At 74.6% G+C, this 16,333-nt stretch carries 16 protein-coding genes; 13 read left to right on the top strand and 3 right to left on the bottom strand.

Annotation, left to right across the window (positions count from 1 at the left end; genetic code table 11):
* Positions 1 to 43 precede the first annotated feature (43 nt).
* The 4 genes from WA762_RS04985 (at position 44) to WA762_RS05000 (ending at position 3,012) form a co-directional block, all read left to right on the top strand.
* Positions 44 to 841: a tyrosine-protein phosphatase gene (locus WA762_RS04985; RefSeq protein WP_335933213.1), complete on the top strand. Its 798-nt coding sequence runs from the start codon at positions 44 to 46 to the stop codon at positions 839 to 841.
* A 162-nt stretch (positions 842 to 1,003) separates the two neighbouring features.
* Positions 1,004 to 1,411, top strand: a complete 408-nt coding sequence (locus WA762_RS04990) for a DnaJ family domain-containing protein (protein ID WP_335933214.1) — start codon at positions 1,004 to 1,006, stop codon at positions 1,409 to 1,411.
* Between the two features lie 172 nt (positions 1,412 to 1,583).
* On the top strand, positions 1,584 to 2,069 hold the full coding sequence (locus WA762_RS04995; protein ID WP_335933215.1) for a GNAT family N-acetyltransferase: 486 nt from the start codon (positions 1,584 to 1,586) through the stop codon (positions 2,067 to 2,069).
* 478 nt (positions 2,070 to 2,547) lie between these two features.
* On the top strand, positions 2,548 to 3,012 hold the full coding sequence (locus WA762_RS05000; protein WP_335933216.1) for a hypothetical protein: 465 nt from the start codon (positions 2,548 to 2,550) through the stop codon (positions 3,010 to 3,012).
* Between the two features lie 183 nt (positions 3,013 to 3,195).
* Here WA762_RS05000 and WA762_RS05005 read toward each other — a convergent pair whose 3' ends face one another.
* Entirely contained in the window at positions 3,196 to 3,585 is a 390-nt protein-coding gene (locus WA762_RS05005) for a VOC family protein (RefSeq protein WP_335933218.1), read from the bottom strand.
* A 367-nt stretch (positions 3,586 to 3,952) separates the two neighbouring features.
* On the opposite strand from WA762_RS05005, the gene WA762_RS05010 reads away from it, so the two are divergent.
* Positions 3,953 to 4,468: a DUF6328 family protein gene (locus tag WA762_RS05010; protein WP_335933220.1), complete on the top strand. Its 516-nt coding sequence runs from the start codon at positions 3,953 to 3,955 to the stop codon at positions 4,466 to 4,468.
* 37 nt (positions 4,469 to 4,505) lie between these two features.
* Here WA762_RS05010 and WA762_RS05015 read toward each other — a convergent pair whose 3' ends face one another.
* Both WA762_RS05015 and WA762_RS05020 read right to left on the bottom strand, forming a co-directional pair.
* Positions 4,506 to 5,324: a VOC family protein gene (locus tag WA762_RS05015; RefSeq protein ID WP_443080513.1), complete on the bottom strand. Its 819-nt coding sequence runs from the start codon at positions 5,322 to 5,324 to the stop codon at positions 4,506 to 4,508.
* Positions 5,325 to 5,484: 160 nt separating this feature from the next.
* Entirely contained in the window at positions 5,485 to 5,817 is a 333-nt protein-coding gene (locus tag WA762_RS05020; protein ID WP_335933222.1) for a DUF6479 family protein, read from the bottom strand.
* Positions 5,818 to 6,121: 304 nt separating this feature from the next.
* Between WA762_RS05020 and fdh the strand changes: the two genes are divergently transcribed.
* The 8 genes from fdh (at position 6,122) to WA762_RS05060 (ending at position 16,318) form a co-directional block, all read left to right on the top strand.
* Positions 6,122 to 9,397: a formate dehydrogenase gene (fdh, locus tag WA762_RS05025; protein WP_335933223.1), complete on the top strand. Its 3,276-nt coding sequence runs from the start codon at positions 6,122 to 6,124 to the stop codon at positions 9,395 to 9,397.
* The gene (locus WA762_RS05030; RefSeq protein WP_335933224.1) at positions 9,394 to 10,383 is read left to right on the top strand and encodes a 4Fe-4S dicluster domain-containing protein; all 990 of its coding nucleotides are present in this window, start codon (positions 9,394 to 9,396) and stop codon (positions 10,381 to 10,383) included. The genes fdh and WA762_RS05030 overlap by 4 nt, the downstream gene beginning before the upstream one ends.
* Positions 10,380 to 11,363, top strand: a complete 984-nt coding sequence (nrfD, locus tag WA762_RS05035) for an NrfD/PsrC family molybdoenzyme membrane anchor subunit (protein WP_335933225.1) — start codon at positions 10,380 to 10,382, stop codon at positions 11,361 to 11,363. Before WA762_RS05030 ends, nrfD begins: the two co-directional genes overlap by 4 nt.
* Positions 11,360 to 11,758, top strand: a complete 399-nt coding sequence (locus WA762_RS05040) for a hypothetical protein (protein WP_335933227.1) — start codon at positions 11,360 to 11,362, stop codon at positions 11,756 to 11,758. Before nrfD ends, WA762_RS05040 begins: the two co-directional genes overlap by 4 nt.
* Before the next feature lie 118 nt (positions 11,759 to 11,876).
* Positions 11,877 to 12,485, top strand: coding sequence for a 2Fe-2S iron-sulfur cluster-binding protein (locus WA762_RS05045; RefSeq protein WP_443080514.1), 609 nt, complete (start codon positions 11,877 to 11,879; stop codon positions 12,483 to 12,485).
* Positions 12,482 to 13,465: an FAD binding domain-containing protein gene (locus WA762_RS05050; RefSeq protein ID WP_335933228.1), complete on the top strand. Its 984-nt coding sequence runs from the start codon at positions 12,482 to 12,484 to the stop codon at positions 13,463 to 13,465. The genes WA762_RS05045 and WA762_RS05050 overlap by 4 nt, the downstream gene beginning before the upstream one ends.
* A 73-nt stretch (positions 13,466 to 13,538) precedes the next feature.
* Complete coding sequence (locus tag WA762_RS05055) at positions 13,539 to 15,638, top strand: xanthine dehydrogenase family protein molybdopterin-binding subunit (protein ID WP_335933229.1); 2,100 nt, start codon at positions 13,539 to 13,541, stop codon at positions 15,636 to 15,638.
* 173 nt (positions 15,639 to 15,811) lie between these two features.
* A complete protein-coding gene (locus tag WA762_RS05060) occupies positions 15,812 to 16,318 on the top strand; it encodes an ATP-binding protein (protein ID WP_335933230.1) in 507 nt (168 codons plus the stop codon).
* Positions 16,319 to 16,333 lie beyond the last annotated feature (15 nt).

Consider the following 16,333-nt stretch of genomic DNA (forward strand, 5'->3'; position numbering starts at 1 on the left):
ATATCGGGTCATTCCGGAATGCCGGGCGAAGGGGAAGTTCATCGTGCAGACCGCCAGAGCCGTCCCGGCGTCCACCGTCCGCAATCTGCGGGACCTGGGCGGCATCGCCCTGGAGCCCGGCCGGTGCGTGCGGCCGGGGGCCGTGCTGCGCTCCGGCGGGCTCGGCGCGCTCGACGTGGAGCGGGACACGGCGGTGGCCGCGCTCGGCATCCGTACCGTCGTCGACCTGCGGACCGCCGACGAGCGCGCGGCGGCTCCCGACCGGCTGCCGCCGGGCGCGCGGCTGTTCGTCGCCGACGTGCTCGGCGACAACCCGGGGGTCGCCCCCGCCCGGCTGCGCGCCCTGCTCGCCGACCCGGTGGCGGCGCACCGGCTGCTGGGGAACGGGAAGGCCGAGGAGGTGTTCGCCGGCACGTACCGGCGGATGGTGCTCTCGCCGTGCGCGGCCGCCGCCTACCGGGCCTTCGTGGAGACGGCGGCCGACGACCGGGCCCGGCCGGTGCTGTTCCACTGCACGACGGGCAAGGACCGCACCGGCTGGGCCGCCGCGCTGCTCCTGATGCTGCTCGGCGCGTCGCGGGAGGTCGTGCAGGCGGAGTTCCTCGCGGTGAACGAGGACGCGCGGGGCACGTGCGCGCCGTATGTGCGGGGCTTCCTCGACGCCGGGGGCGACCCCGAGATCGCGTCCGCCATCCTCGAGGTCCGGCCTCGCTACCTCGATGTGGCGCTCGACGCCGTGGACGAGCGCTGGGGCGGGCTGGACGGCTATGTGCGCGACGGCCTGCGGATTCCGGCGGCGGCGGTGGAGCGGCTGCGCGAGGGTCTCGTGATGTCCGCCTGAGCGCGCGCCGCGACCGCGCCACGACCGTTCGGCGGGGCGGCGGGCCGGTCGGCCGGCGGTGACCCGCCGTCCGTCGCGGAGTGTCGGCGAGGAGGCGGCGGGCCGCGGTTCCCTGGGTACCGTGGAAGAAGTCGGATTCCGAACCCTGTCGAAGGGGGCGTCTTGACCGAACGCAAGCCACCGGGCGTGAGTTTCGAGTCCTGGGTCGACAAACAGATCCGTGAGTCCGAGCAGCGCGAGGACGTCTCGCGGCTGCCGGGATTCGGGAAGCCGATCGACGGCCTCGCCGCCCCCTACGACGAGAACTGGTGGGTCAAGCGGAAGCTGCATCAGGAGGGGGTGTCGGTGCTTCCGCCGGCGCTCGCGCTGCGCAAGGAGGCGGAGGACGTACGGGAAGCCGTCGCCGGGGCGCGGACGGAGGCGGAGGTTCGGCGCATGCTGACGGAGGTCGACGACAAGATCCGGGCGGCCCTCAGGAGGCCCCCGCCCGGTCCCGCGCTGAACCTCCGCCCGTTCGACGTCGAGGCCCTCGTCGAGGAGTGGCGCGCCGCCCGTCGTCCACCGTCCTGACCCCGGGGCCCGCCCCGCCGCCCGCCGTTCCGAGCCATGGGGACCCGCGGCCCCTCCCCGTCGTCCGCCGCCCCGGCTCCTCTGCCCCGTCCCGCCGTCCGCGGTCCCGCCGCGACGGTGTGCGGGAGGGGCGGGCGGCCGGGGCCGCGAGCGAGTGTGTAATGCTCTGGCCATGGAAACGAGCATTACGTCCCGGGGCGGCGGAGCGCACGACGGCATACGCGTCCGGCGCGCGATGGAGCGGGACGCCCCGCAGCTCACCCGGATGGTGCGCACCTCCCGCGCCTACCAGGGGCGCTACGCGAGCATGGTCGCCGGCTACCGGGTGGGGCCCGACTACATCGAGACCCATCGCGTCTTCGCGGCGGTCGGCGCCGACGACCGGCCGCTCGGCTTCTACGCGCTGATCCTCGACCCGCCGGAACTCGACCTCATGTTCGTCGCCGACCAGGCGCAGGGGCTCGGCATCGGGCGGCTGCTCATCGGGCACCTGCGCGACGAGGCGCGGCGCACCGGTCTGACCGCCGTCCGGGTCGTCTCGCATCCGCCCGCCGAGGGCTTCTACCGGAGCATGGGCGCCCGGCGGACCGGCACCCTCGCGGCCAGACCGCCCGCCGTGGCCTGGGACCGGCCCGAACTGCTCCTGCCGGTCGCCTGACCCGTCGGGCTTCCGGAGCGGCTCGCCCGCACGCCCCCCGCCCGGAGCGAGGGACCGCAGGGGAGGCCGAAGCGGAGAGGCCCGCCGGAGACCCGTGGGGCCCGGCCGGCCCCCCGGATTTCTACGGGGGCACGGTCTCCCCTCTCGCCCTCATCGCGACCCTCGCCCGACGCCGCACGCTACGGCGCGAAGCGCGCAGCACTCTCGCCCTGCTCGTACCGGGGAGGCCGGAGGAGCCGCAACGCCGGCCGGGCGGGCCGGGTGGCAGGGCGAGTTCGACGATGCCGACGACCGGGTCCCGGTGGTGTCCACGTCGACTCTCGGCACGGGGCGGCCCCCAGAGCATCTCCTCGCTGGCGGAGCTGCCTTGGCCGTGTTCAGATCTCCATGTCCAAGCCTTTTCAGGCATCTCGCTCGCTTATTGCTCCCGCCCGATGTGCGGGGTGAGCCCGGAAGCCGAACAACCCAGGGGGGTGGATTGAGACGGAAACACACAGCCCTGCTGCGGAGTGCGGCCCTGCCCGTGCTGGTCGCCGCGCTGCTGATGGGAGCGATGTCGGCCCAGGCCGCGGCCAGCGGTGAGGACGGCCACGGAGGGGACGGCAACTGCCCGAACACCTGCCCGCACGGGAAGCCCGGGCCTCCGGGACCTCCCGGGCCTCCGGGACCTCCCGGAGGTCCGACCCTGCCGACCCAGATCGTCCAGAAGACCTACACGTTGACGTCCGGACTCAACACGGGAACCGCGACCTGCCCGCCGGGAACCGTCGTCACGGGCGGCGGAATGAAGACGCCCCTCGGGGGCAACAACCTCACGGTCCAGCCATACGAGTCCTCCCCGTCCGCCGAGGACACCTGGACGCTGTCCTTCAACAACCCGGCCGGTACCACGGGCTCCTACGTGGTCTACGCCGTCTGCCTCCCCGTGACCCCGACGGGCTGACCGCCGGTCGGGTGGCGCATGCACCCTTCACTGCGACTGTCGCAGCCCCCGGCAGCCGGAGGCCGTCTGCCGTCATGAAGGACTCCCGGCCACGGAAGACGGGGAGTCGGAATGGGCACTCAAATGAGCGTCCTGGACCGCCCGTGTCCTGAGGCTGGCGCGATGCGCCAGAAATCCTGGATCTCAGGAGGGGGAGCGCCCGTACGGGCGGGTGATGATCTCCATGGCGTGCCCGACGGGATCGAGGAAGTAGACGCCCCGGCCGCCGTCGTTGTGGTTGATCTCGCCCGGGCGCTCCCGGTGCGGATCCGCGTAGTACGTGAGCCCGAGTTCCTCGATCCGGGCGAACGCCGTGTCGAACTCCGCCTCCGAGACCAGGAAGGCGTAGTGCTGGGCGACGATCGATTCCTCGGGAGCGGTCGCGAAGTCCAGGGTGACGCCGTTCGCGGTGGCGAGCGGGACGAACGGGCCCCACTCGGCGCCGACTTCCAGACCGAGTATGCCCGCCAGGAACTCGGCGGACTCCCGCTTGTCCCGGGCGCGGACGATGGTGTGATTCAACTCGACGGACATGGTGCAACGCCTCCAACGGGCACCTCATGGGCGCCTCCACGCCTCGCCCGGCCGGTGCCCGGCGCGCGATGCCGCGGGGAAGACCCCGGGCAGGCCGTACCGGCCGTCGAGGGTTCTCTTCGGACCCGGGACGAGGGGTCCGACAGGTGCCGGAAGGCCCGTCCCGTGATCCCCGGCGGGCGCGGACGGCGGCCGCGGCTCCTCGCCGCGCACGCCCGAACGGCCCGGTCGCACACCTCCAGTATGCGGGCGGCCCGCCGCCCCGCGATGCGCCGCGTGGGACGGCGCGCTGCTCCACCGCGGATGACGGGACAGCCCTTAGGGTGGGCCGCGTACGCCACCCCACGCATCCGGACGGTGCCCCTCGGTGACCTCGAACCCTCGGCTCCCCGGCGATTCAGGCCGCGACGAGGGCCGCCACGAGACGCCCGACGAACGGGCGGACCGGCAGTGGACCGATCTCCTCCAGGAGCTCAGGGTCGCCCAGACGGGCGTCCAGATCCTGTTCGGACTGCTGCTCGCCGTCGTCTTCCAGCCGCGCTTCGCGACGCTGTCGGACACCGACCGCACCATCTACGTGGTCACGGTCATGCTGGGCTCCGCCACCGCCGCCGCCCTCATCGGCCCCGTGTCGTACCACCGGCTGCTCACCGGGCGGCGGCTCAAGCCGCAGACGGTCGCCCTGGCCGCGCGGCTGACGCTGCTCGGACTCGTCCTGCTGTTCTGCACCATGTGCTCCGCGCTGCTGCTCGTCCTGCGAGTGGCGCTGCACGACGCCCTCGCGCTGTGGCTGGTCGGCGGGATGGCGCTCTGGTTCCTGGTCTGCTGGTTCCTCTTCCCGGTCTGGCTGATCGCCCGTTCCGCACCCGGCCGGGACGAATGACACGGCGGCGGTGACGGCGCGGGCGGGGGACGTCCGGTCACGCCATGTCGGGGCCCCGGGCGTCCGTGACCGTGAACAGCCCGCCGTCCGGGTCCAGCAGGGTCGCCTCGCCGCCCCCTCCCACCGGCCGCCGCTCGACCAGGCTTCCCCCGTGCCGCCGCGCCGCGTCGACCGTCGCGTCCAGGTCGGCGACGGGGAAATGGACCTGCCAGTGCGGCCGGACCAGCGGATCGGGGGCGGCCTCCACCGCACCGGAGCTGATCCGGGCCAGCCGCCGCCCGCAGCAGTCGACGACGACCTCGTCCCCCTCGTACGACACCTCGCAGCAGCCGGGGCGGCCGCTCGCCCAGTCCAGCACCTCGCCGTAGAAGATCGCCGCGTCGAAGGCGTTCCTGGTGTGCAGCCGCAGCCAGGCGTGCGAATGGCCGTCCGGAGCGGGCGGCGAGGTCGCGGGCTCGGTGCGTTCCCAGATGCCGAACACCGCGCCGTCGCGGTCCGCCGCCAGCGCGCCGCGGCCCTTTCCGAGGGCCATCGGCCCCACCGCGACCGTGCCGCTGCGCTCACGGATGCGCGAGGCGGCCGCGTCGGCGTCCGGAACGGAGAAATACGGCGTCCACGCCACGGCCACGCGGTAGGCCGTCGCCACCGCGCCGATGCCGGCGACCGGCACGTCCTCGCGGCGCGCCACGGCGAACTCCTGCCCCAGCCGTCCCGCCCGGAACGACCAGCCCAGCACGGCGCTGTAGAACTCCTGCGCCGACCTCAGGTCGCGGGTCATGAGATTGACCCAGCAGGGCGCTGCGGGCCCGGTCAGCGGTGCCGGTGTCGACACCGCCCCGGGACGGCTTCGGGTCATGGTCCACTGCCTTCATCGGTCGTGCGGCCCGCGCGTGCCCGCCGGCCCTCGGAGCCCCACCAGCCTCTCCGCGGGCGACCGGAACCGCAACACGCCACGGCCCCGCGCACCGCGTCCCGCGCGGTCCGGCCCCGCGCGGGACGCGGTGCGCGGGGCGGGATCAGCCGCGCCGTTCGTCGGTGTCCCGGGGGATGGGCTCGTTCCCGTGGTCCCCGAGCTCGTACGGGGACAGCCCACTGCCGTCGGCCGGGAAGCTGTCGTCGGCGTGGACATCACGCTCCTCCAGGTGGGTGCGGTGCTCGGGCCGCGGCGGCTGGTCCTCCGGCCGGGGCGGGGGAGGCTCCTGGGCCCGGCGCTTCCTGCCCAGCCAGACCGCCCCGATCAGCATGGCCACCAGGGCGATTCCGACGACGCCCATCACCGACCCCGTCGCGTTCCGTTCGTCGGCGAGGTACAGGGCCAGTGGGGCGAGGGCTGCGTTCGATACGTCCATGCCTCCCGAATACCCCCACGAAAGTGCATCACTCAGACATGGCTGTGAATTCATATTTTAAGTGGATGTGAACCTCAAAAGAGTTTCGCTCTCCATGCGGGTGAGCGGAAAGGCCCCCGTGCGGGTGAGCGGCGGCCCCCGCACGCCCCGCGGAGGAGGGGAGGATCCGCCCTGCCGGGCGGGCCGTGGGGCCGCGCGCCGCCCGCGCCCGTCCGCCGCGCTCGTGTCGCCGTCGTCCGGCCCAGGGGCGAGCCTGGAGGGGATCCACGACCGGAGAGGACCCCGACGCCCGGGAGGAGAAGCGATGGGAGTGCGCAATCCGCTCCGCCGGTGGCCGGTGTACCGGCAGCTGACCGGCCCGGACCCCCTGGGCAGGGGCCGCGCGGTGATGTCGCCCGCGACGGCGGACCTCCGGCCGCGGACCGCCACCGCCGACCGGGTCGTGCCGTCCGTCTGCCCCTACTGCGCGGTCGGCTGCGGGCAGCAGGTGTACGTCGAGGACGATCGGGTCGTGCAGATCGAGGGCGACCCGGGCTCACCGATCAGCCGCGGCCGGCTCTGTCCCAAGGGCTCCGCGACGCTCCAGCTGACCACGGGGGCGGCCCGCCGCCACCAGGTGCTGTACCGGCGCCCCTACGCGCGCGACTGGGAGGCCCTCGACCTGGAGACGGCCATGGACATGGTCGCCGACCGGGTCGTCGAGACCCGGCGCAGGACCTGGGAGCAGGAGCACGAGGGGCTGCGCACGGCCCGCACGCTCGGGATCGCCTGCCTCGGCGGCGCCACCCTCGACAACGAGGAGAACTACCTGATCAAGAAGCTGATGACCGGGCTCGGCGTGGTGCAGGTGGAGAACCAGGCGCGGGTCTGCCACAGCTCGACCGTCGCCGGGCTCGGCACCTCGTTCGGACGCGGCGGGGCGACCACGTTCATGCAGGACCTCCAGCACGCCGACTGCGTCGTCATCCAGGGATCCAACTTCGCCGAGGCCCACCCGGTCGGCTTCCAGTGGGTGATGGAGGCCAAGGCCCGCGGCGCCCGGATCATCCACGTGGATCCGCGCTTCACCCGCACCAGCGCCGTGGCGGACCTGCACGTGCCGATCCGGGCGGGCAGCGACATCGCCTTTCTCGGCGGCGTCATCAACCACGTCCTCACCGAGGAGAAGGACTTCCGCGAGTACGTCCTGGCGTACACCAACGCCGCCACCCTCGTCGGCGAGGACTTCCGCGACACCGAGGACCTCGACGGAGTCTTCTCCGGACTCGACGAGGAACACCACCGCTACGACCCGCGGACCTGGCAGTACGAGGACGCCGAGGTCCGGGCGCCGGCCGGGGGGACCGACGGGGACGGGGCGACGGAGGAGCGGGGCGGCGGAGGAGCGCCCGAGCCCGTCCACGGGGCGGGGGCCGCCGAGGCGCACGGCGCCGGCGGCCCCCGCGCCGCCCCGCGGCCCGTGCGCGACGAGACGCTCCGGCACCCCCGCTGCGTGTACCAGATCCTCAGACGTCACTACGCGCGCTACACCCCCGAGATGGTGGAACAGATCTGCGGGGTCCCGCGCGACGTGTTCCGGCAGGTCTGCGACGCGCTGACCGAGAACTCCGGGGCCGAGCGCACCAGCGCCTTCGCCTACGCCGTGGGCTGGACCCAGCACTCCGTGGGATCCCAGTACATCCGCGCCGCCGCCGTGCTCCAGCTGCTGCTGGGCAACATCGGGCGGCCCGGCGGCGGAATCCAGGCGCTGCGCGGCCACGCCTCGATCCAGGGATCAAGCGACATCCCCACCCTCTTCAACCTGCTGCCGGGCTACCTCCCCATGCCGCACGCCCGCGCCCACCGGAGCCTGGACGAGTACGTCGCCGCCGGCCGCGCCGGCAAGGGGTTCTGGGGCGACATGCGCGCCTACTTCGTCAGCCTGCTCAAGGCGTACTACGGGGACGCGGCCACCGCCGGGAACGACTACTGCTACGACCACCTGCCCCGGCTGACCGGCTCCCACTCGACGTACGACACGGTCATGGCGCAGCTCGACGGCGTCTGCGAGGGCTACTTCCTGATGGGGGAGAACCCGGCCGTCGGATCGGCCAACACCCGGTTGCAGCGGCTCGGGATGGCGCGCCTGGACTGGCTCGTGGTGCGGGACTTCTCGCTCATCGAGTCCGCGACCTGGTGGCAGGACGGGCCCGAGATCGAGACCGGCGAACTGCGCACCGACGAGATCGGCACCGAGGTGTTCTTCTTCCCGGCCGCCGCCCACACCGAGAAGTCCGGGTCGTTCACCAACACCAACCGGTGGCTCCAGTGGCACCACGCCGCGGTCGAACCCGAGGGCGACGCCCGCAGCGACCTGTGGTTCATGTACCACCTCGGCCGCCGCGTCAAGGCGCGCCTGGCCTCCTCCACCGACCCGGCGGACCGCCCCGTCCAGGACCTGGCCTGGGACTACCCCGTCGAGGGAGCGTTGGACGAACCGGTGGCGGCCGCCGTCCTCGCGGAGATCAACGGCCGCGCCCCGGACGGCTCCCCGCTCTCCGCGTACACCGAGCTGAAGGACGACGGCTCCACCTCCTGCGGCTGCTGGATCTACTGCGGGGTGTACGCCGACGGCGTCAACCGGGCCGCGCTCCGCACCCCGCACACCGAACAGGACTGGGTGGCCGCGTCGTGGGCGTGGGCCTGGCCCGCCAACCGCCGCATCCTCTACAACCGGGCCTCGGCCGCGCCCGACGGCACGCCCTGGAGCGCCCGCAAGGCGTATGTGTGGTGGGACGCGGACGAGGGCCGCTGGACCGGCCACGACGTCCCGGACTTCATCGTGGACCGGCCGCCCGGACACGTCCCGCCCGACGACGCGACCGGCCCCGACGCGCTGCGCGGCGACGACCCGTTCATCATGCAGGCGGACGGCAAGGGCTGGCTGCACGCCCCCGCGGGACTGGAGGACGGGCCGCTGCCCACGCACTACGAGCCGCAGGACTCGCCGTTCACCAACGCCCTGTACCCCTCGCGCTCCCGCTCGCCCGTCCGCCGCCTCCTCCCGAGGGAGGGGAACCGCTACCACCCCAGCGGGGACGAGCCCGGCGCGGAGGTCTATCCGTACGTCGTCACCACCCACCGCCTGACCGAGCACTTCACCGCGGGCGGCATGAGCCGCTGGTCGCCGTACCTCGCCGAGCTGCAGCCCGAGTTCTTCTGCGAGGTCTCGCCCGCGCTCGCCGCCGAGCGCGGCCTGGAACACGGCGGCTGGGCCACGCTCGTCACCGCCCGGGGCGCCGTCGAGGCACGCGTCATGGTGACCCGGCGGATCACCCCGCTCACCGTTCACGGGCGCACTGTGCACCAGATCGGGCTGCCCTTCCACTGGGGACCCAACGGGATCGCCCCCGGCGACGCCGCCAACGAACTGGTGGCCATGGCCCTCGACCCCAACGCCCTGATCCAGGAGGACAAGGCGCTCACCGCCGACATCCGTCCGGGCCGCCGCCCCAGGGGCCCGGACCTCCCGGAACTGGTGGCGGAGCACCGCCGCCGGGCCGGCATCACGGCGCGCACCGGAACGGAGGACCCGACGTGAGGAAGAACCTGTTCAGCGGGCCCGAGCCCGATCCGGCGGGCGACGCCGGCCACCGCGACCCGCCCCCGCGCGTCGGCTTCTTCACGGACACGTCGGTCTGCATCGGGTGCAAGGCGTGCGAGGTCGCCTGCAAGGAGTGGAACGCGATCCCCGAGGACGGGCTCGCACTGACCGGCATGTCGTACGACAACACCGGCGGGCTCGGCGCCTCCACCTGGCGTCATGTCGCCTTCGTCGAACAGCCGGCGCCCGACAGGGGCGCCGGGCCGCCGCACGCCGACGCGCACCCCGGAGCCGGCCGGGAGACCGGACGGGCCGCCGCGCCCGCCGACGAGACCGCGCTCACCGGAACGGCAGCGGGCGCCGGGGCTGCCGGGACGCCGGACGACGGGTCCGGGACGACCCGCTGGCTGATGTCCTCCGACGTCTGCAAGCACTGCACCCATGCCGCCTGCCTGGACGTCTGCCCGACCGGGTCCCTGTTCCGGACGGAGTTCGGGACGGTCGTCGTCCAGGAGGACGTCTGCAACGGCTGCGGCTACTGCGTGCCCGCCTGCCCCTACGGGGTGATCGAGCAACGCCCCCAGGACGGCCGGGCGTTCAAATGCACCCTGTGCTACGACCGGCTGGGCGCCGGCCAGGAACCGGCCTGCGCGAAGGCGTGCCCGACCGAGTCCATCCAGTTCGGCCCGCTCGACGAACTGCGCGAACGGGCCGCGCTGCGGGTCGAACGGCTTCACGAGGCCGGGGTCCCCGAGGCCCGGCTCTACGGCCACGATCCGGACAACGGGGTCGGCGGCGACGGGGCGTTCTTCCTGCTGCTGGACGACCCCGAGGTCTACGGACTGCCCCCGGACCCCGTCGTCACCACCCGGGACCTGCCCGCCATGTGGCGGCACGCGGGCGCCGCGGCCCTGTCCCTGGCCGGCGGCCTGGCGCTGTCCTTCGCGCTCTGCGCCCCGGCCCGGCGGAAGGGGCGGCGATGACGACCGGAGCCCGGGGCGCGGGCGGCACCGGCCGGCGCGGCCGCCGGCAGCGGGGCGAGCGGACGGTGGTCCCGCGCGCCGAGTTCCGCTCGTACTACGGCCGCCCCGTGATCAAGGCGCCCTCCTGGTCCGCCCGGGACATCGCCGGCTACTTCTTCCTCGGCGGACTCGCCGGGGCCGGCTCGGTGCTCGCGGCCGGGGCGCACCTCACCGGCCGCGGCGCGACGGCCACCGCGATGAAGGCGTCCTCCCTCGCGGCCGTCACCCTCTCGGCCGCCGCGCTCGTCCACGACCTCGGCCGCCCCGCCCGGTTCCCCCACATGCTGCGGGTGTTCAAGCCGACCTCCCCGATGAGCGTCGGCTCCTGGCTGCTGTCCGGATACGGGCCGGCCGCGGGCGCCGCCGCTCTCTGCGCCGCCACCGGACGGCTGCCGAGGACCGGGGCCGCGGCCACCGGCGCCGCCGCGCTGCTGGGCCCCGCCGTCGCGACGTACACCGCCGTCCTCGCCGCCGACACGGCCGTGCCGGCCTGGCACGGCGCGCACCGCGAACTCCCGTACCTCTTCGGCGCCTCGGCCACCGCGGCGGCCGCCGGAATGGCCCTGGTCACCGGCCCCGCGCGGGAGAACACCCCGGCCCGGTGCGCGGCGGTGCTCGCCGCCGCGGGGGAGAGCCTGGCGAGCCGGGCGGCCGAACGGCGGCTCGGCACGGTCGCCGGGACCTGGCGCGAAGGCCGGGCCGGCGCACTGCTCCGGACCGCTCGGGTCCTCACGGCGGCCGGCGCGGCGGGCGCCGCGCTCCTCGCCGGCCGCGGCCGGCCGGCGGCCGCCGGCGCCGGACTCGCGCTGCTCGCGGGCTCGGCCTGCACACGCTTCGGGATCTTCGCGGCGGGCGTCGCCTCCGCGAAGGACCCCGCCCACACCGTCGTCCCCCAGCGAGGGGACCCACCCCACGGCACCGAGCGGAGGACATCACGGTGAACGGCATCGAGGAGAGCCGGACGGAGCCCAGCCCGCACGGCGAGGACGTCTCGGTCGTCATCAGCGGGTGCGACACCGCCGACGCGCGCATGGTCTTCGACGCGCTGCGGGCCGCCTTCACCACCGACCGGGCCTCCGTGGACGTGCCGGAGAGGCTCGCCGAGAAACGCCCCAGCGCCTGGACGGCGACCGTCGACGTCACCGAGGAGCGGGTGGTCTCGGGACCGGTCCCGCTGGGCGCGCCCGTCTCGATCGACGTGCAGGGCGGCTACTGGGCGGTCGAACGGCTCCGGCGGAGCCTGGCGCACGCCTTCGACGTGCGGGTCGTCGGCACGGCCTCCGGCGACCAGGAGGAAGAGGTGCGCCTCCGCCTGACCGGCCGGACGGGCCGGTAGACCGGGCGGCCGACGGCACGCCCGGCCGCGGTCCGGCCCCGCTACGGAGCAATGAGCCGGGAAACGGACCCCCGTCTGGTAGAAAGCGGGCAGAACCACCTCTGAAAGGCGCGAGCGAGTGGATCCCTCACACGGGCGGGACGACGGTGCGCGGCAGCCGGGCGCGACGGTGACGGCCGAGGACCGGTCCACCCTGACCCTGCACGTCAACGGGACCGGACGGACCCTGACCCTCGACCACCGCACCACGGTCCTGGACGCCCTGCGCGAACACCTCGGCCTCACCGGCGCGAAGAAGGGCTGCGACCACGGCCAGTGCGGCGCGTGCACCGTCCTCGTCGACGGGCGGCGCGCCAACAGCTGCCTGCTGCTGGCCGTGGCCCACGACGGCGCCCGGATCACCACCGTCGAGGGACTCGCCGACGGCGGCCGGCTCCACCCTCTCCAGGAGGCCTTCCTGGACCGGGACGCCCTCCAGTGCGGCTACTGCACGCCCGGCCAGATCTGCTCCGCGCTCGGCATGCTCGGCGAGGCGGCGGACGGCTTCCCCTCCCGCGTCACCCCCCGCGCCGCAGGCGGACACGGCGGCGCCCGGACGCCCGCCGGCCCGGCGGCCGGACCGGCACGGCTCGACGCCGACGAGATCCGCGAGCGGATGAGCGGCAACCTGTGCCGCTGCGGCGCCTACCCCCGCATCGTCGAGGCCGTCGAGGACGTGGCGCCGTGAAGCCCTTCGCCTACCTCCGCGCCCGGACCGCCGACGAGGCCGTCCGCGCGCACGCCGCCCGCCCCGGCGCCCAATACCTCGGCGGCGGCACCAACCTCGTCGACCTGATGAAGCTCGGCGTGGAGACCCCCGGCCTGCTGATCGACGTCAGCCGGCTGCCGCTGACCGAGGTCACCGTCGCCGACGACGGCGGGCTGCGCGTCGGCGCGGCCGTGCGCAACAGCGACCTCGCCGCCCACCCCGCCGTGCGCACCCGCTACCCCGCCCTGTCGCAGGCGCTGCTGTCCGGCGCCTCCGGGCAGCTCCGCAACACCGCCACGACCGGCGGCAACCTGCTCCAGCGCACCCGCTGCCCCTACTTCCAGGACGTCTCCAAGCCGTGCAACAAGCGGGAGCCCGGCACCGGCTGCCCCGCCCGCGAGGGCGCCCACCGCGATCTCGCCGTGCTCGGCCACTCCGAGCACTGCGTCGCCACCCACCCGTCCGACATGGCCGTCGCCCTGGCCGCCCTCGACGCCACCGTGGAACTCCTCGGACCGGACGGCGAACGCCGCGTGCCGGCCGCCGACCTCCACCGCCTGCCGGGCGACGCCCCGCACCGCGACACCCGGCTCGGGCCGGGCGAACTCGTCACCCATGTGACCCTGCCGCCCCGCCCGGACGGCGTGAACTCCCTCTACCGCAAGGCCGGCGACCGCGCCTCGTTCGCCTTCGCCCTCGCCTCCGTCGCCGCCGTGCTCGGCGTCCGCGACGGCCGGATCGAGCACGCCGCGCTGGCCTTCGGCGGACTCGCCCACCGGCCCTGGCGCGCGCACGCCGCGGAACAGGTGCTCCTGGGCGCGCCCGCCACCGAGGAGACCTTCGCCCGCGCCGCCGACGCCGAACTCGCCGCGGCCCGGCCCCTGCGCGACAACGCGTTCAAGGTGGGCCTCGCCCGCAGCCTGGCCGTCGACGTGCTGACCGAACTCGCCGCCGGCTGAACCGCCGCCGCCGCGGCGGCCACGCCCGCCCACCGAACCGCAGACGACCGACCCGCACCTGTGAGGACCCGTCATGAGCCAGCCCCCGTCGACCCTGGGCAGCCCCGTCGTCCGCCGCGAGGGCCGGGAGAAGGTCACCGGCGGCGCCCGCTACGCCGCCGAGCACACCCCGCCCGGCTGCCTGTACGGCTGGCCCGTCCCGGCCACGATCGCCCGCGGCCGCGTCGAGTCCGTGGACACCGGCGAGGCGCTGGCCCTGCCGGGCGTGCGCGCCGTCCTCACCCACCACGACGCGCCCCGGCTGAAGGATCCGGACGACCCGGTCCTCGCCGTCCTCCAGAACGACCGGGTCCCGCACCGCGGCTGGTACGTCGCGCTCGTGGTCGCCGACACGCTCGAACAGGCCCGCGCCGGGGCCGCGGCGCTCCGGATCGGCTACGAGACGGCCGCGCACGACGTCCTGCTCACCGAGGACCACCCCGGCCTGTACACCCCCGAGACCGTCAACGGCGGCTACCCCGCCGTACGGGAACGCGGCGACGCCGAACGCGCCTTCGCCACGGCGCCCGTCCAGATCGACGCCGTCTACACCGTGGGCCCCCTGCACAACCACCCCATGGAGCCGCACGCCACCACCGCGTGGTGGACCGACGACGGGCGTCTGGTCCTCCACGACTCCAGCCAGGGCTCCACCACGGTCCGCGACAGCCTCGCCGCCGCCCTCGGACTCCGCCCCGAGCAGATCACCGCGGTCTCCGAACACGTCGGCGGCGGCTTCGGCTCCAAGGGCACCCCGCGCCCGCAGACCGTGCTGGCGGCCATGGCCGCCAGCCGCACCGGACGCCCCGTCAAAGTGGTCGTGCCGCGCCGTCAGATGGCCGCCGTCGTCGGCCACCGCGCGCCCACCGTGCAGCGGATCCGGCTCGGCGCCGAGGACGACGGCACCCTCGCCTCGGTCATCCACGAGGTCGTCACCCACACCTCCACGCTCAAGGAGTTCGTGGAGCAGGCGGCCGTGCCGGCCCGGGTGCTGTACGGCTCCGCGCACAGCCGCACCGCCCACCGGGTGACCGCCCTCGACGTGCCGAGCCCGTCCTGGATGCGCGCGCCGGGCGAGGCCCCGGGCATGTACGCGCTGGAGTCCGCCATGGACGAACTCGCCTCCGCCCTCGGCATGGACCCGGTCGAACTGCGGCTGCGCAACGACCCCGCGCACGAGCCGGACTCCGGCCGCCCCTTCAGCAGCCGCGGCCTCGCCGCCTGCCTGGAACGGGGCGCCGCGCGCTTCGGCTGGCACGAGCGCGACCCGAGCCCCGCCGCCCGGGAGGAGGGGCCGCTGCTGATCGGCAGCGGCGTCGCCTCCGCCACCTATCCCGTGTACATCACATCCTCCAGCGCCTCGGCGCACGCGGCGCCCGACGGCTCGTACCACGTCCGGGTGAACGCCACCGACATCGGCACCGGCGCCCGCACCGTGCTCGCGCAGATCGCGGCCGACGCGCTGGGCGTCCCGGAAGCGGAGGTGCGGATCGACATCGGCAGCAGCGCACTGCCCGACGCCCCGCTGGCCGGGGGCTCCATGGGCACGGCGTCCTGGGGCTGGGCCGTGCACAAGGCGTGCACCGCCCTCCGCCGGCAGCTGCGGGAACACACCGGCCCGCCGCCCCCGGAAGGGCTCACGGTCCACGCCGACACCGGGCCGGAGACCGCCGCGGAATCCCCCTACGCGCGGCACGCGTTCGGCGCCCACTTCGCGGAGGTCGCCGTCGACACCCGCACCGGGGAGACCCGGGTGCGCCGGATGCTCGGCGTCTTCGCCGCCGGACGCGTCCTCAACCCCCGTACCGCGCGCTCCCAGTTCATCGGCGGGATGACGATGGGCATCGGCATGGCGCTGACCGAGTCGAGCTCCCTGGACCCCGCCTTCGGAGACTTCACCGGGAACGACCTCGCCTCCTACCACGTGCCGGTCAGCGCCGACGTGCCGCGGATCGAGGCGCACTGGATCGACGAGGACGACCCGCACCTCAACCCGATGGGCAGCAAGGGCATCGGCGAGATCGGCATCGTCGGGGCCGCGGCGGCCGTCGGCAACGCCGTCCGGCACGCCACCGGCGTCCGGTTGCGCAGCCTGCCGATCACCCCGGACACGCTGTTGCCGTACCTGCTCTGACCGGGACGGGTCCCGGCGCCCGGCCGGCCACCGCCCTCCGTGTTGCGGAGGCCGCTCGAACGGGTCACGCTGTGGAGTGACCCAGAAGTGACATCCGCTCACTCTTCGTGTTCGGGGGGTCATTGGTTCGATGAGGCGAAGTCAGTGGGCCCCCGATGCGAGGAGCCTCGACGATGACCGTTCAGCTCGACCGGCACTACCAGGTCGCATTCCAGGTTTCGGCGGAGCGCGTCTCCCAGGTGCGGCGCATCGTCGCCGCCCATCTCCGCCACTGGAGTCTCGAACTCCATGTCAGGCCGGTGTGCCGGGGGGTGGAGGAACTGCTGACCAACGTCCACCGGCACGTCGGCGACCACCACCCCTGCGTCGTCGAACTCCGCTGGTCCGGGCGGCATCTCACGGTCTCCGTCGCCGACGGGAGCGCCGAGATGCCGCGGCTGCTCGACAGCGGCGGCGGACTCAGCCGGGTCATGGCGCTGAGCGACAGCTGGGGCACCTGCCGCACCGCCGAGGGCAAGGTCGTCTGGTTCACCCGGTACGCCAAGGAGCCGCGCGCCGTCGAGACGGCGCCGCCGTCGCCGCTGCCCGGCGGGCGCGAGTTCCGCCACCCGCCCGTCACGGTCCCGGACGCGCTCCCCGGCGCCGCGACGGCGGCCGACACCGCCCCCGTCCTGGTCTGAGCCGACGGTCCCGCT

It is taken from the genome of Streptomyces tyrfis (assembly GCF_037034285.1).
Taxonomy (GTDB): domain Bacteria; phylum Actinomycetota; class Actinomycetes; order Streptomycetales; family Streptomycetaceae; genus Streptomyces.